Source organism: Endozoicomonas sp. PH6C, from assembly GCF_059322965.1.
Genome location: NZ_CP185342.1, coordinates 556,205 through 580,304, shown reverse-complemented (window position 1 = coordinate 580,304; position 24,100 = coordinate 556,205). Strand labels below are relative to the sequence as shown.

12 protein-coding genes are annotated in these 24,100 nt (G+C 47.7%); 10 read left to right on the top strand and 2 right to left on the bottom strand.

The genetic code is table 11. From position 1 onward, the window contains the following. The first annotated feature begins 10 nt into the window (after positions 1-10). Positions 11-1,738, top strand: coding sequence for a putative 2-aminoethylphosphonate ABC transporter permease subunit (locus ACOMG9_RS02340; RefSeq protein ID WP_448215606.1), 1,728 nt, complete (start codon positions 11-13; stop codon positions 1,736-1,738). A gap of 92 nt (positions 1,739-1,830) precedes the next feature. Here the strand turns inward: ACOMG9_RS02340 and ACOMG9_RS02335 are convergent, their stop codons facing one another. Together ACOMG9_RS02335 and ACOMG9_RS02330 are read right to left on the bottom strand one after the other, a co-directional pair. Beyond that, complete coding sequence (locus ACOMG9_RS02335; RefSeq protein ID WP_448215605.1) at positions 1,831-2,595, bottom strand: DUF1028 domain-containing protein; 765 nt, start codon at positions 2,593-2,595, stop codon at positions 1,831-1,833. A gap of 21 nt (positions 2,596-2,616) precedes the next feature. Continuing rightward, positions 2,617-2,892 (bottom strand): transposase, encoded by a 276-nt coding sequence (locus ACOMG9_RS02330; protein WP_448215604.1) that lies wholly within the window; start codon positions 2,890-2,892, stop codon positions 2,617-2,619. A gap of 252 nt (positions 2,893-3,144) precedes the next feature. On the opposite strand from ACOMG9_RS02330, the gene ACOMG9_RS02325 reads away from it, so the two are divergent. The 9 genes from ACOMG9_RS02325 (at position 3,145) to ACOMG9_RS02285 (ending at position 23,920) form a co-directional block, all read left to right on the top strand. Continuing rightward, positions 3,145-5,052 carry a hypothetical protein gene (locus tag ACOMG9_RS02325; protein WP_448215603.1) on the top strand — a complete coding sequence of 636 codons (1,908 nt, stop codon included), beginning with the start codon at positions 3,145-3,147 and terminating at the stop codon, positions 5,050-5,052. Between the two features lie 222 nt (positions 5,053-5,274). Next, on the top strand, positions 5,275-5,562 hold the full coding sequence (gene tnpA / locus ACOMG9_RS02320) for an IS66 family insertion sequence element accessory protein TnpA (protein ID WP_448215602.1): 288 nt from the start codon (positions 5,275-5,277) through the stop codon (positions 5,560-5,562). A 1-nt stretch (position 5,563) separates the two neighbouring features. After that, a complete protein-coding gene (locus tag ACOMG9_RS02315; RefSeq protein WP_487247186.1) occupies positions 5,564-5,779 on the top strand; it encodes an IS66 family transposase in 216 nt (71 codons plus the stop codon). Between the two features lie 189 nt (positions 5,780-5,968). Beyond that, positions 5,969-6,460, top strand: a complete 492-nt coding sequence (locus ACOMG9_RS02310) for a hypothetical protein (RefSeq protein WP_448215601.1) — start codon at positions 5,969-5,971, stop codon at positions 6,458-6,460. A 75-nt stretch (positions 6,461-6,535) separates the two neighbouring features. Beyond that, on the top strand, positions 6,536-8,548 hold the full coding sequence (gene rep, locus ACOMG9_RS02305; protein ID WP_448215600.1) for a DNA helicase Rep: 2,013 nt from the start codon (positions 6,536-6,538) through the stop codon (positions 8,546-8,548). Between the two features lie 170 nt (positions 8,549-8,718). Further along, the gene (locus ACOMG9_RS02300; RefSeq protein WP_494529704.1) at positions 8,719-11,760 is read left to right on the top strand and encodes a hypothetical protein; all 3,042 of its coding nucleotides are present in this window, start codon (positions 8,719-8,721) and stop codon (positions 11,758-11,760) included. 398 nt (positions 11,761-12,158) lie between these two features. Beyond that, positions 12,159-13,493 carry an RNA-guided endonuclease IscB gene (iscB, locus tag ACOMG9_RS02295; protein WP_448215598.1) on the top strand — a complete coding sequence of 445 codons (1,335 nt, stop codon included), beginning with the start codon at positions 12,159-12,161 and terminating at the stop codon, positions 13,491-13,493. 396 nt (positions 13,494-13,889) lie between these two features. Then, on the top strand, positions 13,890-16,499 hold the full coding sequence (locus ACOMG9_RS02290) for a hypothetical protein (RefSeq protein ID WP_448215597.1): 2,610 nt from the start codon (positions 13,890-13,892) through the stop codon (positions 16,497-16,499). A 695-nt stretch (positions 16,500-17,194) separates the two neighbouring features. Beyond that, positions 17,195-23,920, top strand: coding sequence for a hypothetical protein (locus tag ACOMG9_RS02285; protein ID WP_448215596.1), 6,726 nt, complete (start codon positions 17,195-17,197; stop codon positions 23,918-23,920). Positions 23,921-24,100: the final 180 nt, after the last annotated feature.

The window sequence follows — 24,100 nt, the reverse complement described above, 5'->3', positions numbered from 1 at the left end:
CGCTTTAAATATGAGTCTATCTACACACACCCCAGCGGATGCAAACTCTCCAGCACTGGGCCGGAAGCCTCTGCTGCCAGCCATCAGCAGGGATCAATGGATTCTTGGGCTGGTCATCGGAGCGGTTGCTCTCTATCTGATCATTTCACTGCTTCTGCCACTCCTTGCCATGCTGGCAAGAAGCGTTCAGGACAGCAATGGGGCGTTTCTTGGCCTGAGTTACTTTGCTGAGTATCTTGGCAACCCGGCCCTGAGTCATTCCATTGGCAACACGCTGAAAGTCGGTGTTACTGTTACGACAATAGTCGTTAGCTTGTCATTCTTGTTTGCTTACGGACTGACACGAACCCAGATGCCTTTGAAACCGCTCTTCAAAGTAATGGGCATGTTACCCATACTGGCACCTTCCCTATTGCCTGCCATCAGTATGATTTATCTGTTTGGTAATCAGGGGGTGGCTGTAGACCTGCTGTTTGGTCACTCTATTTATGGTCTGCCCGGTATTGTTATGGGTCTGGCTTTCTGGACCTTTCCCCATGCACTGCTAATTCTTACCACGGCGCTTTCAACATCCGACGCCAGACTCTATGAAGCAGCTCGCTCCATGGGTACCTCTCCATTCAGAACGTTTACAACAGTCACGCTTCCAGCTGCCAAGTTTGGTTTGATCAGCACGGTCACTGTCGTATTCACCCTGGTCGTAACCGACTTTGGTGTCCCGAAAGTGATTGGTGGCCAATATAACGTACTGGCTACCGACATCTATAAACAGGTCGCCGGTCAGCAGAACTTTGCCATGGGCGCTGTCATCAGTGTGCTTTTGCTGATACCCGCTCTATTGGCTTTTGTGATTGATCACAGAGTGCAGAAAAAACAGAAGGAATTGTTTGGCGCTCGCTCAGTCAATTTCCAGCCCGAGCGAAACCCCGTGAAGGACAGCATTTTCTTCCTGCTCTGTAGCCTGGTCTCTCTGGCCATTTTGGCCGTGGTGGGCATGGCGATTTATGGCTCATTGGTCACTTTCTGGCCCTGGAATATGGAGCTATCCTGGAACAACTATCAGTTTGAAAGGTTCAGTGCCAATGGCTGGGAACCCTATTTCAACTCTCTGGAAATGGCGTTCTATACGGCTATTGCCGGAACCCTGATTATTTTCATTACCGCTTACAATGTGGAAAAAAGTAAGTTACCCCCCATACTAAGGCACTTTATCCACATTATGGCCATGTTGCCGATGGCAGTACCCGGTATGGTGCTGGGTCTGGGTTATATCTTCTTCTTTAATCAGGCCGGTAATCCGCTGGGTATACTCTATGGAACCATGGCTATTCTGGTTATCAACACCGTGGCCCACTATTTCACTGTCGGGCACCTGACGGCATTGACCGCTCTGAAGAAGTTACCCGCCGAGATCGAACAGGTAGCCGCATCACTCAAGATTCCACAGTATAAAGCTTTCCTGAAAGTATCCCTGCCGGTCTGCACGCCTGCTTTGCTGGATATAGCGATCTACCTTTTCGTCAACGCCCTGACCACCACGTCGGCTGTCGTTTTCCTTTACTCCACGGATACTATGCTGGCTTCCGTTTCTGTAATGAATATGGAAGATGCCGGACAAACAGGCCCGGCCGCAGCCATGGCGGTTTTGATTCTGGCAACCGCAGCCTGCGTCAAGATAGCTCATATGACGTTGGGTAAATTGCTATTGAACAGAACCCAGAAATGGAAGCGCTCCTGAAGCACTTAAAACTCGCTGGTCTGTGGGAACGTGATTGACTCGTTCCCACGATGAAGCATGGGAAGCAGAATATTTTTACGACGGGGAGGATATCAAAGGTCTTGATGCACCTGCTTCCCGGAAATAGATGCTTTCCATTTGTCAAACTGAGCCTGAAGCTCATTGATCGGATCGACACCTGCGGGAACAGACGCTACGCCCAAATCGACGTAGTAGTTCTCTTCGGTGTCATCAGGTCGGGCAACCACCAAAAAAGAGAGTAATGAGGAAACACCTTTAGAAGAACAGCGGCGATCTGCACCAGCAAAATTAGCCCCCTGCATGGCGGCCATGAGTTTATCAGCCAGACTGCCCTGGGTACTGTTAAAATTATTTTCCATAGTATCCAATACCGCTTCATTCAATAGAGTATTTCCCTGAATCACATAATAGCTTCCCGTACGATATCCTTTTGCGCTCAAGATATTGTCTCCCATAAAAGCAGCAGACCGTGGATGATTGGCAGCATCAAAATCGACAATACCGTACTGCCGGATGGATGGGAGTTGATTCACATCATTAGCCTTTAGCCAGCGAATGATTTGCTCGGGACTCATACCCTCATCCATCTTTTTGCTGGCATTTTGCTGATTGACTTCGTGGTAAAAAGCCTGGCTGACGATGACACCTTTGCCCGGATGCAGTCGTGATAAAAAATCGGTTTCCGTACGCTGGAAGGCGCTTAGAGGAGAACAGGTTGCCCCGGCAGCCCCAACTTCTCTGGTAACAGGGTCAACGGCAACAATAGAAAAAGTACCCTGAGCAGTTAAAGAGACTGACAGCAGTGACAGCACACTGAAAATAAAACGAAATTTCATAGGCTCAAAAACCACTTGAATTTATATCATTGTTATATTAATCCTGTAACTAGAATGGTAACAGAAGTCCTCTAATGTCAACTTTAAAACAGACAACGATACAGCCATTTTTAATCTTGAACTCAGATAATCACTTACCTCATGTATTACGGCTGATCGCTGGTTACTTATCCGGTAATGCAGTTTGGCAACCGTTCGCTTGGCTTTCGCATTGCGGTTGCTTCCCTTTGTTTTGCGGCTTAACGCCCTCTGTTTCCTGTTAAGGCGTTTCAGAGAGCCTTTCAGAAGGGAGGTCAAGCTTCAGTGGGAATCATAAAATTCAACCATTGAGATCAAAAAAATATCAAAGCTTAAAAATGCTGGCAGAAATCAACATTTTTAAGCAAAGCATCAACGTCCTGTCTTCTTGTTAGTTGCGCTTACATCAATGTTATGAACTTTTATCATGAAGGCAACTCTGAGTTAACAAAGTGGATCAATGTTGGATGATCTTCAAACCAACATCCTCACAAACAAGGATAAAAACTAACTTAATGAAAGGAACTTAATATGAACAACATAAATACTCCCCCCGCTGTTGGGTTTTCAAAACCGGCCTCAACAGAACAGCCGCAGAGCGCACCAACAGGTTATGCTTCAGGGAGGGTTGTTACTGAAGATTACCAGGGTGAATTTTTGAGTCATCAAGGAATTGATCTTTTACAACAGGCAAGCTCCCATCTTCAAGGTGACAAAGCCAATGACCGCCGTTTGGTGACCATCAATACCAACGGCAGCGCTAATACCTATAATCAGCAAGCCGATCGATCATCAGGACTTGATGATCTTGTTTCCTGGTCGCAGTTGCCGCCGCAAATCAAGCAGGAACTAACACCCTGCCATCAGCTTCTGTTTGCTATATATCTGGGCTTACCGATAGCGGAAATCAATAAAAAAAATATACAACACAAACTCGATCACTCAACAGAAAAATTTGATTATTTATCCTGGTATTCGCAGCGACATGGAGACAGGTTAACCGAGGAAAAACTGACCATCCCCCATGGTAAATTGCTGACCATGCTGGGCGGTATCTCAAGGCCCGATCTGGTTGCACGGTACTGTGACACCTTTGGTATTGCCGTTGATCAAAAACAGTTCTGCAGTGAATGGCCTGCCTGTGTCCAGGCTGTTGATACCCATGCTGCACTGAATCATGAACTGGATTTTTTCAAGTTACACAAAATCTTCATTGGCGATTATTACCTTCGCTCTGTCCCGACCGCAACCGTGGCGTATTCGGCTGGATACCCGGAACTGATGAAGGATAAGGATTTACGACAACGTTCTATTATTGCTGACAAGTGTCTATCAACCCCCCTGCTGCTGAAAAAAATTCTGGATACCAAAGAGGGGCGAATGACCGTAAATGAGCTGGTAAAAATATTGAGCAATCCTGAAATTATGGCCATCAGTACCGCACACCAGCTAATTGAATCCCTGAAAGGGTTTCCAGCTCGTTTTGATCTTTCTGAACAACACGGTTTGAGTTTGAGTTTGAGAAATCAGATTCACCATTATGCCTATGATCTTGGAACCATAGGAATGGATCCTGAATCCTTCGGTCGTGCACTTGGGTTACCGCTGCACATCATCCAGAAAATTCTCTATAGAATTTGTAAAAAAGAACAGGGCTATCACTATATAACAAAATTACTGCATGCAGCATTCCGTTGTCTGCCCCAACTCACTTCAGAACAGGTTGCGTATGCTTCGTCGGAAGCTGCCAGGTCTAGTAACTGTTGTGAGAAATTAGAGGCGTTGATCGCTGAAAAAAGAAAACGTTACCCTTGGTTTTGTGCCTCCAGTCCTGAAAAGCCTCCCATCGTCAAACCGCTCTTTTGGCAGGATTTGCAGAATGATGGCACAGAACCGGAGATGACCGGTTCGAAACCGCTGACGCTGGATTTTTTGAGGTGTTTGCCATTGAGCCACAACTGGTATTTGATTGGTCTTACCATGGGATTGTCAGGGGATGAACTAAGTCGTATTGGAAAAAAGACCAAAGTAGACTTCAGGGTATCGGCAAATGAACTCAGTCTTGCAGCGTCCAAGTTGTCCAGGATACTGGTTCAATCCGAGAGAGGGCTGGAAACGGGACATCTCTATCAGGCACTGCAATATTTGGATGATCAAGCGACACTGGATTACTTTCCTGAGCATCTGTCTGTCCATCCTGACAAACCATTACCAGAGCACATCGCTGAATCCGTTGAAAATGGAAGATCACTGGCCCATCTTTTGCGCACTTACAAGTCGGAGGAGCTGGAACTTTTTCTGAAGTTGTTCAAAAGTTATGAGGAAATGAAATACCAGCTGCCCGATAAGTACAAGGTATTCCATGGTTGGATAAAAGGTAAATATTACGAACCTTCTAAACCCTATGTGGCCTGGTCTTCAAGAGTAAACGCCAAATAAATCCACGCCCTTCAGAATCAAAAACCCGTTTGAAATGATTAGCCTCCCGATATAAGGAGGCCAATATGTCAAAGAAATTACCCGCAGACAGTGAATGGCTAGCAGCCTGTCGGACTTAAGACTGTCCTACTGCGGTTGCAATAAATTAGTCTAAAAATCTCTGTTTCTTCGTCAAATAGCTCGCTATTCTCCTCAGAAACAGAGATTTTTATCCTCAATTTCTTGCAATCCTCGCTACGGACGCTTAAGTCCGACAGGCTGCTAGAGCGTGTTCAGTCATGGCGGGATTCAGGTTTGACTCAGAGTGCGTGGTGCCAGCAGCATGGTATAAGGGTATCCAAATTCGGATACTGGATGCGTAAACTCGACACAACCCCCAGCGTAAAACCGACCCCGAACAACTCTGGCTTTGCTCAGGTAGCACCCCAACCGGAACCTGGTTCGGCTTCTCGGATAACACCACTCTCCATCACCCTACCCAGTGGTGTAACAGGTCGACATTTTCGATGAGGTGGAGCTGGAAGGCTGCACCGGAGAGCAAGATGAAGCTGAAGGTCAGCCAGAGCAAGAGCCTCCAAAACCACGCAAAAAGAAAACAGGGCGCAAGTCATTTTCAGAGTCTCTGCCCAGAGTGCAGGAACCCTCTGAACTCAGTGAAGAAAAAGCCGAAGCCATTGATTCTGGTCACAGCTGCCTGCATCAAGATAGCTCATATGACGTTGGGTAAATTGCTATTGAACAGAACCCAGAAATGGAAGCGCTCCTGAAGCACCCTTGAAATCCTCCAAATCCGGTCAGATTTCTGGCCGGTTATCCAACAACCTGCGGATTCCTGTTGTACAGAGAGTTAGACATGCGAAAAATTCATGTCTATAAATGACACGAACTCTTTGAAAAATTTAATTATGGAGTCTTGATGATCGTTAGACTTTTGTTGGTGCCTTTCTTGATTTTAATTTCAAACATATGTCCTGCCAGCGTTGAACAAGATCTTGAAGAAATCAAGAAAAACATGAAGATAGCTAATGAAAAAATAGAAGAAACTAAAAATAAATTAAAAACACCTGAGCTTTTAGTGTATGGCCCTTTAGTGGCTTCGGGAGGTGATGAATTCAGAGTGTGTCGTTACTCAAAAAAGAATCCAGAAGCAAATGCCGCATTATCTTCAGCAGTGTCCTATTTGACAGAAGTTTTACAACAAATGAAATTTTTAATAGAAAGCTATCCTGAGTTTGATCAGGCTGAAACGCTATTAAATCTTCACTCCACTTTACAACATCCACTAGAGTACGTTTCATCAGTAAGTCCTGTGCTATTGGCATTGCCACTCGCTGCTGAAATAGAGAGTCAGCTTCAGAAAGTTGAAGACGTTGCAAACAAAATCAACACTGCATTGAACAGAATTTAGAAAAATTTTCAGGGGACTGCGCGCTTGAAATTGGTGATATAATAGCCCTCTCAGCTCAAGACATCGAAGCAACACGTGCACAGACTCAACGACCGACAGGCCGAAGCCGTCAAATACATTGATACCCCTTTGCTGGTTCTGGCCGGTGCGGGCAGTGGCAAAACCAGTGTAATCACCACCAAAATTGCTTACCTGATTCAGGAATGTGGTATCAATGCCCGCAATATCATTGCCGTGACCTTCACCAACAAGGCCGCACGGGAAATGAAAGAGCGTGTCGGCAAACTGGTCAAGGGCAGGGCCTCCTATGGTTTGACGGTTTCAACCTTTCACAATCTCGGGCTCAACCTGATCCGCAAGGAATGCAAGACGCTGGGTTACAAGCCGGGCTTTTCCATTTTTGATGCCCAGGATGCCCACGCTCTGATAGGCGAATTGATGCAGCGGGAAATGGGATCAGACGAAGAGAGCGTTGATGCCGTCCAGCACATGATCTCCAACTGGAAGAATGACCTGATTCTGCCCCCACAGGCCATGGCCAATGCCCGTCAGCCCAACGAGCAACTCGCTGCCCGGGTTTATGAACACTATAACCGCACGTTAAAAGCCTTTAATGCGGTCGATTTTGATGATTTGATTCTGCAACCAGTCATGTTGTTCCGTGAGCATCCGGAAGTTCTGGAGCGCTGGCAGAACAAAACCCACTATGTGCTGGTCGACGAATATCAGGATACCAATGGTGCTCAGTATGAGTTGATCAGTCGACTGGTAGGAGACCGGGGCAAACTCACCGTGGTAGGTGACGATGATCAGTCCATTTACGCCTGGCGTGGTGCCCGTCCTGAAAACCTGGCACTGCTCAAGGACGATTATCCTTCGTTAAGAGTTATCAAGCTCGAGCAGAATTACCGCTCCACCAGCCGTATCCTGAAAGCGGCCAATACCCTGATTGCCAATAATCCCCACGTGTTTGAAAAAACGCTGTGGAGTGAACTGGGCATGGGGGAGACTATTCGGGTTATTCGATGCCGTAATGACGAGATGGAATGTGAACGCATTGCTACCGAAATACTGACCCAGAAACTAAAAAACGGTACCCACTGGAAAGATTACGCGGTGCTGTATCGAGGCAACTTCCAGTCTCGCTTGCTGGAAATGAAGCTTCAGCATCATCAAATTCCTTACCACATCAATGGCGGCACTTCATTCTTCGCCCGCGCTGAAGTCAAAGACATGATGGCTTATCTCCGACTGCTGGTGAATCAGGATGATGACAACGCCTTCCTGCGTGTTGTCAACATCCCCCGTCGGGAGATAGGCCCTGCTACGTTGGAAAAACTGGGCAATTACGCCGGTACTCACAACCTGAGTTTGTACGCTGCTTCGCAGGAAATGGGTCTTCAGGAAGACCTGTCGCCCAAGTATGTCGAGAAGCTACGCAACTTTACCCAGTGGCTGGATTCGGTATCCCGCCGCTGCCAAACCGATGAAGACCCCATTGCCGCCATCCGTGAAATGATTAACGACTGCGACTATGAAAACTGGCTGATGCAGACCACAGCAACGCCTGCAGGTGCAGAGAAACGCATGGGCAATGTCTGGTTCCTGATTGACTCACTGCAACAGACTCTCGAAAGAGGCGACGAAGATGCTACGGTTGAAGATGCCATCGCCCGATTGATTCTCAGAGATATGATGGAACGGCAGGAAGAGGAAGAAGATAACGACAAGGTACAACTGTTAACGCTTCATGCTTCCAAGGGGCTTGAGTACCCCTATGTATTCATGATGGGTATGGAAGAGGACCTTCTGCCCCACCGTACCAGCATTGAAGAAGACAATATTGAAGAAGAACGACGACTGACTTACGTTGGCATCACCCGGGCCAGAAAGACTTTGACCATGACGCTGGCAGGGCAGCGAAAGCAGTACGGTGAAATCATTGATACCACACCCAGTCGTTTCCTCGACGAACTGCCGCAGGAAGACCTGGAATATACAGGATTCGGCGAGAAAGCCAGTAAGGAACAGAATGCCCTGACCGGTAATGCGGCTCTGGCGATGTTACGCAGCCGGTTGAGCGACTGAATAGCAACAGCAGCCCACCTTAAAAACCATTCGGATTTTTCTTCTGCCAGCTTCAAGGCAACTCTGACCCAGTCAATGGGGTGTCTGGAATCTTTCTGCATGATGACGCCCCGTAGTCTATACGTACAGACTCAAGTGGTTGTTATCATTATTCTTATCGCAGTACCCATATGAATAGAAGCCTGACTGTCGGTGAAAGATCGTCTTTGCTATTAGTGTCGCTCGTCGTCTGTTTTCCGGACTGCAGCAGTTGGGCTGACACTGTAGAGCTGAACAATAATAATTTCAATCAATACCTGAATGCTGACCATCCGGTCAAAGGTGACTATCAGTTAACCAGTAATATTGACCTGAGCCAATTTCTCTGGAAACCCATCGGCAATGCGTCCGTTCCGTTTTCTCTCACTCTGAATGGCAACGGCCACGTTATTTCCGGACTCAAGGTTTCAACTTCAACCGATAACACGACCTCAGGCTTTTTCGGGTCACTGCAAAACAGCACCATCAGGCAGATCCTGCTTAAAGAGCCAAAAGTGACCAGTACCGGATTTACAAGCCCGGCAGGTGCCCTTGTGGGAGAGTTGAAAGGCAGCAGGATAGAAGAAGTAGTCAATTATGGCGGAGCCGTCAAAACCATTGGTTCTCTCAGTCATGCCGGAGGTGTAGCGGGCAGTGTTACTGATAGCATTATACACGACAGCGTAAACACCGGAACCGTTATCACAACCGCAGATGCCAGCGCAGGCGGTATCGCCGGATTGGCGGTTCAGGCATCGTCCCTGTCAAATAACCTGAATACCGGAAAAATAGCCTCCAGAAATTTATATGCCTCACCTGCCGGTGGCATTGTCGGAGCTCTGAGAAACAACAGCATTGCTAACAACAATGTCAATACCGGTGAAGTTAATGTTGACTTTAGTCAATATTCCGGGGGGGTTGCAGGAGAAGCACAAGCAGCCAAGGTATTACATAACCTCAACACTGGAAAAATATCTTCAGATTATTCGAGAGCCTACTCCAGATTAGTTGGAAGTGTAAGTGGAAGCAGTGGCGGAATAGTGGGGCATGCTTGCGGGCAAACCCTGGTCAGCAAAAATCTCAATACGGGTAGCATTTCTACAAAGCGTTGGCGTACCTATGGAGGTGGAATAGCAGGAGACGTGATCAACGCGCCTGTTGTTCAAAATGTCAATGTCGGAACTGTCAGGACTCAGGGCAATCAGGCATCTGCCGGAGGAATTACCGGGGAAGCGGTTGGTACAAGCGTTCAGGACAACCTGAATGCCGGAGCAGTCATAACGAAAGGCGTTAATGGCCACGTGGGTGGTATTACCGGGGCTGCGGCCCACTCAGCCTCAGTTTACAATAATGTCAATACGGGGCGAGTTGAGGCACAGGGATCCTGGTGCTATGTCAGTCCTGCAGCCGCAAGAGTGTACCGGGCAGGTCCTATTGAGCATAACCTGGATACTTTCACAAAGTACCAATGGACCAGTGAGACATTCAGTGGACGTAATAAAGGTGTCGTAAGACTATCGAAAAGTGCTCTCAAATCAAACCTGACCGGATTGAACAGCACGCTCTGGAATGCCGGTAATGAATCGCAGCTGCCGATGCTCAGAGGCATTAACATCCCCTACCGTGAACTGGCCCGAATAAGTGGTAAAAAATTCCCAACAGCTCTGAGTGAGTTTGCAGACCCCGGTGGTGTTTCAAATGCCACCTCTTTTAATCCTGATGCCTGGAACAGTCGGGATGGCTATTTACCGTTTCCAAAAGTTTTCTCCGAACCACAAACATCTTTGACCGGGGTTAATTGCACAGAAGGGGTATTTGACTGCAGCGAGGAAAAGCAGCAAAAGACAGCTCACTCGCCCGATCTTTCAGATCACTGCCTGCCACCAGAAGGTATACCTCTCTTTCAAGCCTATGATCCGGAAAAGCAGCAGGTATACGTTGTCATTCAACCTGAACCGTCTTCTGAATGGGCTTCTAAAGGAATTATTCTGGCACGCTATAAGGGCTCTGAGCTGGATAAACAATTTGGTCTGTGTGGCGTTGTGACTTATACAACCTCTACCAACCACGCCACTACACTGACTAGATATCAGTCTCTGTCAGGGCAGATTATCCACGAAACAACAGGCCCTCATCCCGGCTCTTCCCTCAATATTGTTGCAATGACAACGTCAGGAAAAGCGACTCTGTTCGAGTTCCCGTTGAGTGCTACCCAGAGATACCAGGCAGTGTTGGGCGTACGTAACGACTTATTCCCTGGAAATGTTCAGATTAATGATATCACTCACCATCAGGGGATCATGTATTTAACAGGAAAAATCGATAACAGCGTATTTGTTGGCCGTTACCACCAACGACGGCTCTTTTTTCCTGAAATGCATCCTGAAAAAAGTGGCCAGTATGATCAGGAGCAAGGACTTAACCTAAAGCTCTATGCAGATGGCGAACGCCTTTATGTCGCAGGCAAAAGTGATGAAGATGCCTCACATTCTTTGTTTATCAGACAGTACGACAGTAAACGACTAACCCCCACTGCTTCTTTTGCCAACAATGACATAGAGTTAATGGCTATCAATGCCGATGACATGGACAGGGTTAACAGCCAGCAGGACATCCTCGTGCAAAAAGACCAGGTCTATGTTGCAGTTCTCAGCCCTGAGAAAGAGAAACTTTTTATTCGCCGGTTCGCCGCTGACAATGGACAGATGGACAGTGCTTTTATTATTAACGACAGGACTGATTTTTCTTCACGCACACCGGGTTCGTTTGCAACTGTCAGGCTGATGGCAACGGAAGGTTATTTGCACGCCATTATTTACAACAGCGATGGACAAATGTCTGTGTTTACTTATGAAGATCAGGTCAACGTCCATCGTTTTGACACCAGACTTAAACCTGTGGCAGCAGATTCTATGCGCCCGGTATTTGTGGGTAATAAAGCCTATCTGGCCATCGAAAACTCTGATACTGAGGAGGGCGGTCGGCAGGTTCAGATGCAAGAAATCTCTCTGGGTCTTGAAAACTTCAATCGTCAAAAACCCTGTGTCGCATTACGGTCTGCAGAATCGTCTGCGGTGATTTCTGACTGGCGAACTGAGCTTATTGCAGCAGGCGCTGTAGTGGCTACTACGGCGGTTGCAGTCATCCTGATCATTAACAAGTTTAAAAGGTCAGGAATGCGAACACGTAAGTAGCGACCCTGAGAAAACGGGTAAATAACAAGGCCAGTCGGCATGATGATTCTGAATAGTCTACATTAACGTACTTATTATCATTATCTCTATGGTAGTTCTGCAGTCACTGAACCCCGCCCTAAAGGACGGGGCTTGTTAAAGCTCCCAATTTGGGGTTAGAAGTGACCAGACTCAGCAACCGCAAGGTTGCTACGTTAAAGACGAATGTATAGTTACCTTGGGATGCTTCACCAGTCCCAAGCTCTAAGGGTAGTGGTTAAACAGTGTATTGAGGGTTAATCACAGTGCTGCTATCAAGAAACCGTCCATTAACATTGTCTAGGCGACCCCGTCGAGGTGAACTTTACTGGCGCAAGCCTAGAATGGTACGTAAGCACCACATATAAGGACAACGACGTATGAACCGAGTGTTCGTATTGGACAAAGACAAAAAGCCTCTTATGCCTTGCCATCCGGCAAGGGCAAGAAAGCTTCTCGGGAAAGGCAAAGCGGCTGTCTTCAGACGCTACCCTTTCACGATCATACTGAAAGAGAGAGAAGGTGGTGTTGTACAACCGTTGGAACTCAAATTCGACGTTGGAAGCAAAACAACAGGCATCGCCGTTGTTGCTGACTCTGATCGTGGAAAGAAAGTTGTCTTTGCCGCTGAACTCCAGCATAGAGGACAAAGGGTTAAGGATTCTCTTGAGTCTCGACGTGCAACACGTCGAGCCAGAAGGAACCGGAAAACTCGCTACCGTCAAGCCAGATTTGACAACAGGGCTAGACCTAAAGGCTGGCTACCGCCTAGCCTTATGAGTCGAGTTTTCAATACCGAGACTTGGACTAAAAGGTTGTGCCTGAAAGCGCCAATCAGTGATGTGGCTGTTGAGCGTGTCAAGTTCGATATGCAGTTGATGGAGAACCCCGATATCTCGGGGGTCGAGTATCAACGAGGTACTTTGTTTGGTAATGAGTTGAGACAATACCTGTTGTACCGTGATGGGCACAAGTGTTCTTACTGCAAGGGAGTGAGTAACGATCCAATCCTCAACATCGAGCATTTCAAGCCTAAATCTTTAGGTGGTTCAAACCGGATTAGTAACTTGCACATTGCATGTCGTACATGCAATGAAGCAAAGGGTTCAACCCAACCTGAAGCATGGCTAAAAACAATTTCAAAGAAAAAGAACAAGCTAGATACAGCCAGAGTCAGAAATGTGACTAACATCCTGAAAGGAAAGAAGGTCAATTGTCTGAAAGATGCTGCTGCTGTCAGTGCAACAAGGAACGAAACCGCTAGACGTGTTCAGGCTATCGGCCTTCCTACCACCTTTGCTACTGGCGGTAGAACGAAGTTCAACCGCACACAGCAAGGATACAAGAAAGAGCACTGGATAGATGCAGCTTGTGTAGGAGAGTCGGGAACCAGTGTATACATACCAGAGAGCACAAAACCCTTGATCATTAAGGCTATGGGTAGAGGCTCAAGGCAGATGTGTAGAGTGGACAAGTACGGATTCCCTCGTACAAAAGCCAAAGGCTCAAAGCAAGTAAAAGGGTTTCAGACTGGAGATATCGTCAAGGCTATCGTTCCAGCCGGTAAACGGCAAGGAACGTATACAGGACGGGTTGCAGTCAGAACTACAGGCTCATTCAACATCAAAACTGAAACTGACACAATTCAGGGTATTTCATGGAGAAACTGTCAAACTGTTCAGTTAGTGGATGGGTACGGGTACAGCTTGCCCTGACGGGCAAGTCAACATTCCTCCCCGCACTAAAGAGGCTGTCGCAAAACTCTAACAACTCGTTCCCACGCTCTGCGTGGGAATGCATACCTCCCCTGAAAAGCGGACTCTGCAGCGCGAGATGGGTATGGGTTCCCACGCTGGAGCATGGGAACCAGAGTTTTGCGACACCCTCTAAAAGTACGGGGTATCCAGTTGAGGAAAATCGATGAATAAAAGCCTGATAAGAGATCAAAATCGGCAAAGCCTGACTATAAAAAAAAATCCTCTGCACTATTACTGTCACTTGTCGTCTGTTTCTCAAACGGAAACAATTGGGCCAGCTCTATTGAGCTGAACAATAATAATTTCAGAGAACATCTGAATGCCGACCACCCGGTCGAAGGTCGTTATCAGCTAGTGAGTGATATTGACTTGAGCCAATTCACTCCCTGGAAGCCCATCGGCAACACCTCCATTCCGTTTTCTCTCACACTGTATGGCAACGGCCACGTTATTTCCGGACTCAAGGTTTCAACGTCAGCCGATAACACAGCCTCAGGTTTGTTCGGGTCACTGCAGAACAGCACCATCAGGCAGATCCTGTTTAAAGAGCCAAAAGTGAGCACTATCGGATTTACAAGCCCGGCAGGTGCCCTTGTGGGAGAATTGAAAGGCAGCAGGATTGAAGAGGTGGTCAATTATGCCGGAATCGTCAGAGCGAGCGGTCCTGGTAGTCATAGCGGAGGTTTGGCGGGCAGTGTTTCTGATAGCGTTATACACGACAGTGTAAATACTGGCACCGTCCTGACGATCAGAGCTGCCAGCGCAGGTGGTATCGCTGGCTGGGCCGATCAGACATCTTCCATATCTAATAACCTGAATACCGGAAAAATAACCTCCAGAATTTTATATTCCTCCTCGCCTGCCGGTGGCATTGTCGGAACCCTGAAAAACAACAGTACTGCTAACAACAATATAAACACCGGTGAAATTAATGTTGGCTATACCGAATATTCCGGTGGGATAGCAGGACAAGCAGAAGCATCGGAGGTATTACATAACCTGAATACCGGAAAAGTTGCCTCGGATTATTTGCGAAGCTTCTGCTTCTGCTGCGGGGAAGGTGGTAGCAGTGGTGGAATAGTGGGACATGCCTCCGGGCAAACTCTGGTCAGCAAAAATCTCAATACGGGTAGCATTTCTACAAAGTATTGGCGTACCTATGCAGGTGGAATAGCGGGGGATGTGGTCAAGGCTCCTGTTGCTCAAAATGTCAATGCCGGAACTGTCACTACTCGTGGCCCTCAGGCATCTGCCGGGGGTATTACCGGAGAAGCCGAAGGCACAAGTGTAAAGGACAACCTGAATGTCGGAGCAATCACAACAAAAGGTGTTAATGGTCACATAGGTGCCATTTCCGGGGCAGCCACTCTTTCAGCCTCAGTTTGCAACAATGTCAATACAGGTTCGGTTATAGCCCAGCGAAAATTCTGCTACGTAAGCGGGGCCGCGGCAAGAGTTTGGAAGGCAGGTCGTATCGAGCATAATCTGGATACTTTCACAAAGTACCAATGGACCAGTGAGAGAGGCAGTGGACGTAATAAAGGTGTCGTAAGACTATCGAAAAGTGATCTCAAATCAAACCTGACCGGCTTGAATAGCACGCTCTGGAATGCCGGTAATGAATCGCAGCTGCCGATGCTCAGAGGCATTAACATCCCCTACCGTGAACTGGTCCGAATAAGTGGTAACAAATTGCCGACAGTTCTGAGTGAGTTTGCAGACCCCGGTGGTGTTTCAAATGCCACCTCTTTTAATCCTGATGTCTGGAACGCTCGGGATGGTTACTTACCCTTTCTAAACGTTTTCTCCAAATCACAAGCCTTATTAGTCGGGATTGACTGCACACAAGAAGGATTTGACTGCAGCACAGACAATGACATCTCGCCGACTCCAACATCCACACAGCCTTTGCCACCCCATTCGCCCGGCCTCTCAAGTCAATGCCCGCCACCAGAAGGCACACCACTCTTGCAAGCCTATGACCCGGAAAACCAGCATATATACGTTGTGATTAAAGCTGAACCGTCTTCTGAATCGGCTCCTGGAGGTATAATTCTGGCACGCTATAAGGGCCCTGAACTGGATCAACAATTTGGTTTGTGCGGCATTGTGACTTATACAACCTCTAGCCCCCACGCCAGAATACTGAGCTCATACCCGTCTCTGTCAGCAAAGGTTATTCACAAAATCACAGGCTCTTCCCTCAATATTATTGCAACAACAGAGTCAGGAAAAACGACTCTGTTCGAGTTTCCGTTTACGGCTAAGCAGAGATACCGAGCGCAATTCAACCTAAAACTAAATCCCGCTGCTGCTTCTGAAAACGATGATAGAAAGTTGATAACCGCCAGTAACATTGACACGGTCAACTGTCGGCTGGACATCCTGATACAAAAAGACCAGACCTACGTTGTCACATTCTGTCCCGGAGAAGAGAAACTTTCTATTCGTCGGTTTGCCGCTGACAGTGGAGAAATGGATAGTACTTTTATTATTGATGACTGGATTGATTTTTCTTCCCGCTCCCCGGATTCACCTACAACCGTCAGGCTGATGACAACGGAAGATTATCTGCACGCCATTATTTACAACAGCGATGGACAACTGTCTGTATTTACTTATGAAGATCAGGTCAACGTCCATCGTTTTGACACCAGATTTAAACCTGCGGCAGCAGAGTCTATGCGCCTGGTATTTGTAGGCAATAAAGCTTACCTGGCCATTGAAAACCCTGATACTGAGGAGGATGGTCGGCAGGTTCGGATGCAAGAAATCTCTCTGGGTCTTGAAAACTACAATCGTCAAAAACCCTCTGTCGCTTTATGGTCTGCAGAATCGTCTGCGGTGATTTCTGACTGGCGAACTGAGCTTATTGCAGGAAGCGCTGCAGTCGCTACAACGGCGGTTGCAGTCGTCCTGGCCATCAACAAGTTTAGAAGGTCAGGATTGAAAACCCGTAAGTAGCGACCCTGAGGAAACGGGCAAATAACAAGGTCAGTCGGCATGATGACTCTCAATAGTCTATGTAAACGTACTTATTTTCATTATCTCCATGGCAGTGGCGCAATGAATAATAGCTTGGTAAAAGATCAAAATCGGCAAAGCCTGACTATCAAAAAAAAAATCTTTTGTACTACTGCAGTCAATTGTCGTCTGTTTCTCTAACGGAAGCAATTTTGAAAAATACCACCAAAAAAAATCACCAGCCACTTTTTCATTTGGGGACCCGTCTGCGAGATCGTCTGTGGATAGGCTTAGTTTGGGAATTGGACTTATTGCAGCAAGCACTGTGGTGATTGCGACGGCTGTAGTTATCCTGGCCATTTACAGGTTCAAAAAACAACCGACGGTATCAGGAACGGATGCACTCTGAGCTTTTTGGAAAAACCCGGCTCAAAAACCATTCAGATTTTTCTTCTGCCAGCTCCAGGCATCCCTGGCCCTAACATTGAGACGATGCTCTGCCACCCAGCCCAGCTCTTTCCTTGCTTTGCTAACATCGGCATGAACCGTGACTGATGAGCTGAACAGGATTTTATTACGGATCGTCTGGATAACAAAATCTGCTTGCCATGCTTGCTCATGATGACCCCTTATAGTCTATAAATACAAATGAGAATACGAGTAGTTATCATCATTATTTTTATGGTAATGCTTCAATGAGTACCAACCTGATAAAACATCAGAATCGGCATAGCCTGCCTATCAACAAAAAGCCGTCTTTATTATTACTGTCACTTGTCGTCTGTTTTCCAGACTGGAACATTTGGGCCAGCACGATTGAGCTGAACAATAATAATTTCAATCAATATCTGAACGCCGACCACCCGGTCGAAGGTCGCTACAGGTTAATCAGTGATATTGACTTGCGACGATTCGGGCCCTGGGAACCCGTTGGCAATAAATCCATTCCTTTTTCTCTCATTCTGGATGGCAAGGGCCACGTGATTTCCGGCCTCGAAATTTCAACGTCGACAGATAACACCGCCACAGGCTTGTTCGGGTCACTGCAGAATAGCACCATCAGGCAGATCCTCCTTAAACAGCCAAAAGTGACCAGTACTGGAACCAACAGCCCGACAGGTGCACTTGTGGGTGAGTTGAAAAGCAGCAGGATTGAAGAGGTGGTTAATTCTGCTGGAACCATCGGAACGGACGGTTCTCACAGTCATGGCGGAGGTCTGGCGGGCAGTGTTTTTGATAGCACCATACATAATTGCCTGAACAACGGCACTGTCACAACCAGAGGCGCCAGCGCAGGCGGCATTGCCGGATTGGCCGATCAATCATCTTCTGTTTCAAATGACCTGAATACCGGAAGAATCACCTCCAGGTATATAAGCTCCTCGCCTGCCGGTGGCATTGTCGGAACACTAAGAAGTAAAAGCATCGCTAACAATAATATGAATACCGGTGAAGTGCGTGTCAGCCATACCCAACATTCCGGGGGAATTGCAGGAGAAGCAGAATCAGCCAAGGTATTGAATAACCTGAATACGGGTAAAATTGCCTCGGATCTACGGCCCCCCAATAGCGAAGGCGGCAGCAGTGGTGGAATAGTGGGAAAAAGCTCCGGTCACACCGAGATCAAACAGAACCTCAATACAGGTAGCATTTCCTCAGCGTATTCCAAGACACATGCGGGTGGAATAGCAGGTCAAACATCTCGCGTTACTGTTGTTGGCAATGTAAATGTCGGAACTGTCACTACTAATGGTGGATATGCATATGCTGGTGGCATTGCAGGGGTGACTCACGGCGGCAGAATTCATGACAACCTGAATGCTGGAGCAATCAAAGAGAATGGCAATATAGGAGCTGTCGGTGGTATTTCCGGGACTGCCTTCGATTCGGCCTCGGTTTACGACAACGTCAATACGGGTTCAACTGAGGCGCACAAAAGCAGCTATAAAGGCGCTGCAGTCGGAAGACCTTTCAATACAGATCGTTTTAAGAATAACCTGAATACTTTCACGAAGTATAGCTCTCATGAATACAATAAAGGTGCCAAAGAACTATCGAAAATTACTCTCAAATCAGGCTTAAACGGATTGAACAGCACACTCTGGAATGCCGGTGATGTAACGCAGCTGCCAATGCTCAGAGGCGTTAACACCCCCTACCGTGAACTTGTCCGAATACGTACCACTAAACAGACAAACAACCGGTTCCCCAGAGCTTTGAATGAGTTTGCAGACCCTGGTGGTGCCGCCAATGCTACCTCTTTCAATCGCACTGTCTGGAACGGTCAGGATGGCTATTTACCGTTTCTAAAAGCTTTTGCTGAACTACAAATACTCCTGGCCGGAGTTGATTGTACGCAAGGGGGGTTTGACTGCAACAAAAAAACATATCCTCAATTGTTTCATGAAATTGATATAGATCCGAACAGTTTGCCGGAAACAGCGGCTCCAACACCCACGGGCAGAGCTCTGACAAGATATTGTCCGATTCATAGGGTTTTTAGCACTGCATGGACTCTCAACAGTCATCATTTGGCCGTGGGAATAGGTTCCGGCAAAGACAAGCTCGGGTGCCCCTTTTCAGGAGCCATACAAATCTTTGAAATAAATGACTCGGGGGAATCCCTACTCCTGCACACTCTGTCCGATCCGAAAGACTGGGTTGTAAGCGTTGACTACAACCACGACGGTACCGAGCTGGCAATCGGAACTCATGATGATGAGGTCAGGATTTATGACGTGATGAACGGGTACACTCTCAAGAAGATCCTGCCTCATACGACAGGCGTAGGGACCGTTAAATACAACCACGACGGTACTCTTCTGGTAGCCGGAGGAAGTGATGACAAGGTCAGGGTTTACAATGTGACAAATGATTATACCCTCCAGCACGTCCTGTCTGATGCGACAGACGATATACTGAGCATTGCCTTCAATCACGATGGCAGCCTGCTGGTTGCTACTGCGAAAGATGGACAGATCAGGATTTATGTCGTGATGAACTCGTATACCCTCCAGCAAACCCTGCCCTATAGGACAGGCGGGGCACTGAGCATTACCTTCAATCACGACAGCACCCTGCTGGTAGCCGGGGGGAATGGGATCAGGGTTTATCGCGGAATGAGCCCGTACACCCTGATGGACACCCCACCCGGTGAGCATTCACATAGCCTTGCCTTCGACCCCAGTGGCACCAGGCTGGCAGCCGGGAGGGATGATGGACAGGTATGGATTTATAACGGGACGAACCCATTTAACCTACTGAAAATCCTGCCCGGTGCTCACGACAGAGTTTACAGTGTTGCCTACGCTCACAACAACAAATGGCTGGCTGTCGGTTATAGACATCAAAAAGTCAGGATTTATAAGGTCGATACCCCATCGTCATCCGCGCAGCCGTCATCGAGCGAATGGACCACTACTTCTGTAACCCATACTTTTCCCAGTTCAGACTCACTATCAGAAGCTTCAACCGCTGTACCCTTGTCATCCGCACAACCATCAACAAGCGAATTGACCACGGCTTTTGTGCCAGTTAATTTATCCAGTTCTGAGTCATCGTCAGAAGCTTCATCCGCTGTCCCATCGTCATCGGCACAGCCAACAACCAGCGAACTGAACACGGCTCTTGCAGCTCGTACTTCACCAACTTCTGAGTCACCGTCAGAAGCTTCATCCACTGCCCCACCGACAACGGCAGAACCAACAACCGGCAAACTGACCACAGCTTCTGTCGCTCGTACTTCACCTACTTCTGAGTCACCATCAGAAGAAGCTTCGTCCACTGTTCCATCGTCAACAACACAGCCAACAACCGGCGAACTGACCACAGCTTCTGTCGCTCGAACTTCATTCACTTCTGGGTCACCATCAGAAGAAGCTTCATCCACTGTTCCACCGTCAACAACACAGCCAACAACCGGCGAACTGACCACAGCTTCTGTCGCTACTACTTCGCTCACATCTGAGTCACCGTCGGAAGAAGCTTTATCCAGTATTCCATCGTCAACGGCGCAGCCAACAACCGGCGAACTGACCACGGCTTTTGTCGCTCGTACTTTGCCCACATCTGAGTCACCGTCGGAAGAAGCTTCATTTACCGTCCCATCGTCAACGGTACAAACAACAACCGACGAACTAACCACAGCTTCTGTCGCTCGTACTTCGTCCACTTCTGAGTCACCGTCAGAAGAAGCTTCATCGACTGTTCCTTCGTCAACGGCACAACCAACAACTGGCGAATTGACCACAGCTTCTGCCGCTCGTACTTCGTCCACTTCTGAGTCACCATCAGAAGAAGCTTCGTCCACTGTTCCATGGTCAACAGCACAGCCAACAACCAGCGAACTGAGCACTGCTTTTGTAACCCGAGCCTCACCCACTTCTGAGCCACCTTCAGAAGCTTCATCCGCTGTCCCATCGTCATCGGCACAGCCATCAACCAGCGTGGCCAGGACTGTTCAGCTAGACAATAATAATTTCAATCAATATCTAAATGCCGACCATCCGGTCAAAGGTCACTATGAGTTAATCAGTAATATTGACCTGAGCCGATTCACTCACTGGGTGCCCGTTGGCAATAAATCCGTTCCGTTTTCTCTCACTCTGAATGGCAACGGACATGTTATTTCCGGTCTCGAAGTTTCAACGTCAGCAGATAACACTACAGCAGGCTTGTTCGGGTCACTGGAGAACAGCACCATAAGACAGATCCTGCTTAACCAGCCAAAAGTTACCAGCTCCGGAGATGCAAGCCCGACCGGCGCACTGGTGGGAGAGATGAAACAGAGCCGGATTGAAGAAGTGGCCAGTTCTGCCGGAGTCATCAAAACGAGCGGTTCCGGCAGTCATGCCGGTGGGATAGTGGGCAGTGTTTCTGATAACAGCATCATACGCGACAGCCTCAACACCGGAACCGTAATCACAACCGGAATTGCCTGCGCTGGCGGCATCACTGGGCTCGCCGAACAGGCATCCGTCATTTCAAACAACCTGAATACCGGAAAAATAACGCCCAGAAACTTACATGACTCACCTGCCGGCGGCATTGTCGGCAGACTTAAAATCAGTAGCCTTGCTTATAACAATCTGAATATCGGTGAGGTTAATGTCGGCCATACCGAAAACTCCGGAGGCATTGCCGGAGAAGCCGAGGCAGCCAGAGTCGTACAAAACCTGAACACTGGAAAAATTGCTTCCGATTATTTGGACGGCACTTCCCAACGGGGGGGTGGTAATGTTGGCGGAATAGTGGGGGAGGCCTCGAGCCATAGCCTCGTCAGCAACAACCTCAATACAGGGAGTATTTATGGAAAATATGGCTCCCACGTGGGTGGCATAACAGGGCGAGTAGTCAACACAACTGCTGTTCAAAACGTCAATGTCGGGCCTGTCACTACTGAGGGCAAATTTGCCTATGCCGGAGGTATTGCCGGAAAAGCCAGTGGTGAAAGCATTTATGACAACCTAAATGCTGGATCGGTCGTAGGAAGAGGCAGGAGCGGCCCAGTCGCTGGTATTTCAGGAACAGCCCGCGGGGCCAACGTTTACAATAATGTAAACACCGGGTTGATTAAAACATATTATTATGACAACCGAAAAAGTGCGGCAGTAGCAAACATTCGCAAAGCCGGACGTATTGAGAATAACCTGGATACTTTCACAAAGAATCGCAGTGTTCTTACTTTCGTCGAATGGGATGGATATAATACAGGCGTCGTGAGAGTACCGAGAGACGTCCTAAAATCAAACCTGAGTGGTTTGAGCAGCGAGCTCTGGAATTCCGGTGATTCATCACAGCTGCCGATGCTCAAAAACATCAACATCCCCTATCGTGAACTTGCCCGAATAAACGGTACCAAACAGGCAAACAACCAGTTTCCCAGAGCCCTGAATGAGTTTGCAGACCCTGGTGGTAACTCAAATGCCACCTTTTTCAGTCGTACTGTCTGGAACAGTCAGGATGGCTATTTACCTTTCTTAAAAGCTTTTTTCGGAGCACAAACATTATTGGCCGGAATTGATTGCACACCAGGTGGGTTTGACTGCAGCGAGAAAAAGGAGATAACTCCGTCGGCTTCATCATCGTCATCGGAAAAGCCATCAGCCAGCCTGCCGGATAACTGCCCGCTACCGGAAGGCACACCTCTCTTTCAGACCTATGACCGGGAGAACCAGCGCATATACGTTGTCATTCAGCCTGAGTCACATGAGCCTTCCGGGATTATTCTGGCACGCTACCAGGGCACTGAACTGGATAAACAATTTGGTTCATGCGGCACTGTGAAATACACAACCTCTGTCAACCAGGCCAAAATACTGGATTCTTACCAGTCTCTGACAGGGCAGGTTATTCATGAAACCACAGGTCCTCATCTTGACATTGTTGCAACGACAACGTCAGGAAAAGCGACTCTGCTTGAGTTCCCGTTAACTGCGGCCCAGAGAGACCAGGCACGACTCAGAGTCCACAAGAACCTGTTCCCCGACAATGTTCAAATTAATGACAGCGCTTATCATCAGGGTGTGATGTATTTAACAGGAAGCATCGATAACAGCCTGTTTGTTGGCCGCTATCTCCAGCGACGACTCTATTTTCGTGAAAAGTATCCTGAAGATAAGGAAGAAGGACTTCATTTAAGACTCTCCCCAGATGGCAAGCGTCTTTATGTTGCAGGAAAAAGTGATCAGGATGCGTCCTATCCTCTGTTTATCAGCAAATACGACAGTAAACAACTAAACCCCGCTACTTCTTTTGGAAACAATGGCAAAGAGATAATGGTCACCAATGACATGTTCAACAGTCAGTACCTCCTGATACAAAAAGACCAGTCCTACCTTGCCGTATTCAGCCCTGAGGGGGGAAAACTTTCTATCCGTCGGTTCGCCACTGAAAATGGACAGATAGACAGTGCTTTTATCATTGACGACAGGATTGATTTTTCTTCCCGCACAAAGGGTTCGACAACAGCCGTCAGGCTGATAACAAGGGACGATTTATTACATGCCATTATTTACGACAGTGATGGACAAGTGTACGTAGTTACTTATCAAAATCAGGTTAACGTCCATCGTTTCGACACCACATTTGTACCTGCAGCAGCAAAGTCTATGCGCCCGGTTTTTGTGGGTAATAATGTCTATCTGGCTGTTGAAAATGCCGATATTGAGAAGGGTAGTCGGCTTGTGCGTATGCAAGAGATTTCTCTGGAGATAGAAAACTACAACTACCAAGTATCCCCTATCGCTTTCTCGCCTGAGAGATCGACTGAAGGAATGAGTGGCCTGGGAATCGGGTTTATTGCAGCCGGCAGTGTGACTGTTGCAACAATTGCAATCATCCTGGCCATTAAGAAGTTCAAAAGGCAGAGATTTGGATCAGGGACAGAAACTCACGAATTACTATCTTTGGATAAATTTTAGATAACTGACAGACAGGACGACCCCGTAACGAAGATGGCAGAAAACTGATAATGAAAATCCGGTTTTGTAAGCAGAACAGCGAACTGTTTGACAAACAAAAACGGATTTCCACCAATTTGCTGCCACCACACGACTGCATGAACACGGAGCCAGAGCAACGCAGGAGCAGTTGCCGGGTAA

What these genes read in the sequence shown, in the direction of transcription:
- ACOMG9_RS02340 (WP_448215606.1), top strand. Translation starts at nt 11, where the DNA reads ATGAGTCTATCTACACACACCCCAGCGGATGCAAACTCTCCAGCACTG.
- ACOMG9_RS02335 (WP_448215605.1), bottom strand. Translation starts at nt 2,595, where the DNA reads ATGAAATTTCGTTTTATTTTCAGTGTGCTGTCACTGCTGTCAGTCTCT.
- ACOMG9_RS02325 (WP_448215603.1), top strand. Translation starts at nt 3,145, where the DNA reads ATGAACAACATAAATACTCCCCCCGCTGTTGGGTTTTCAAAACCGGCC.
- ACOMG9_RS02310 (WP_448215601.1), top strand. Translation starts at nt 5,969, where the DNA reads ATGATCGTTAGACTTTTGTTGGTGCCTTTCTTGATTTTAATTTCAAAC.
- ACOMG9_RS02300 (WP_494529704.1), top strand. Translation starts at nt 8,719, where the DNA reads ATGAATAGAAGCCTGACTGTCGGTGAAAGATCGTCTTTGCTATTAGTG.
- iscB (WP_448215598.1), top strand. Translation starts at nt 12,159, where the DNA reads ATGAACCGAGTGTTCGTATTGGACAAAGACAAAAAGCCTCTTATGCCT.
- ACOMG9_RS02285 (WP_448215596.1), top strand. Translation starts at nt 17,195, where the DNA reads ATGAGTACCAACCTGATAAAACATCAGAATCGGCATAGCCTGCCTATC.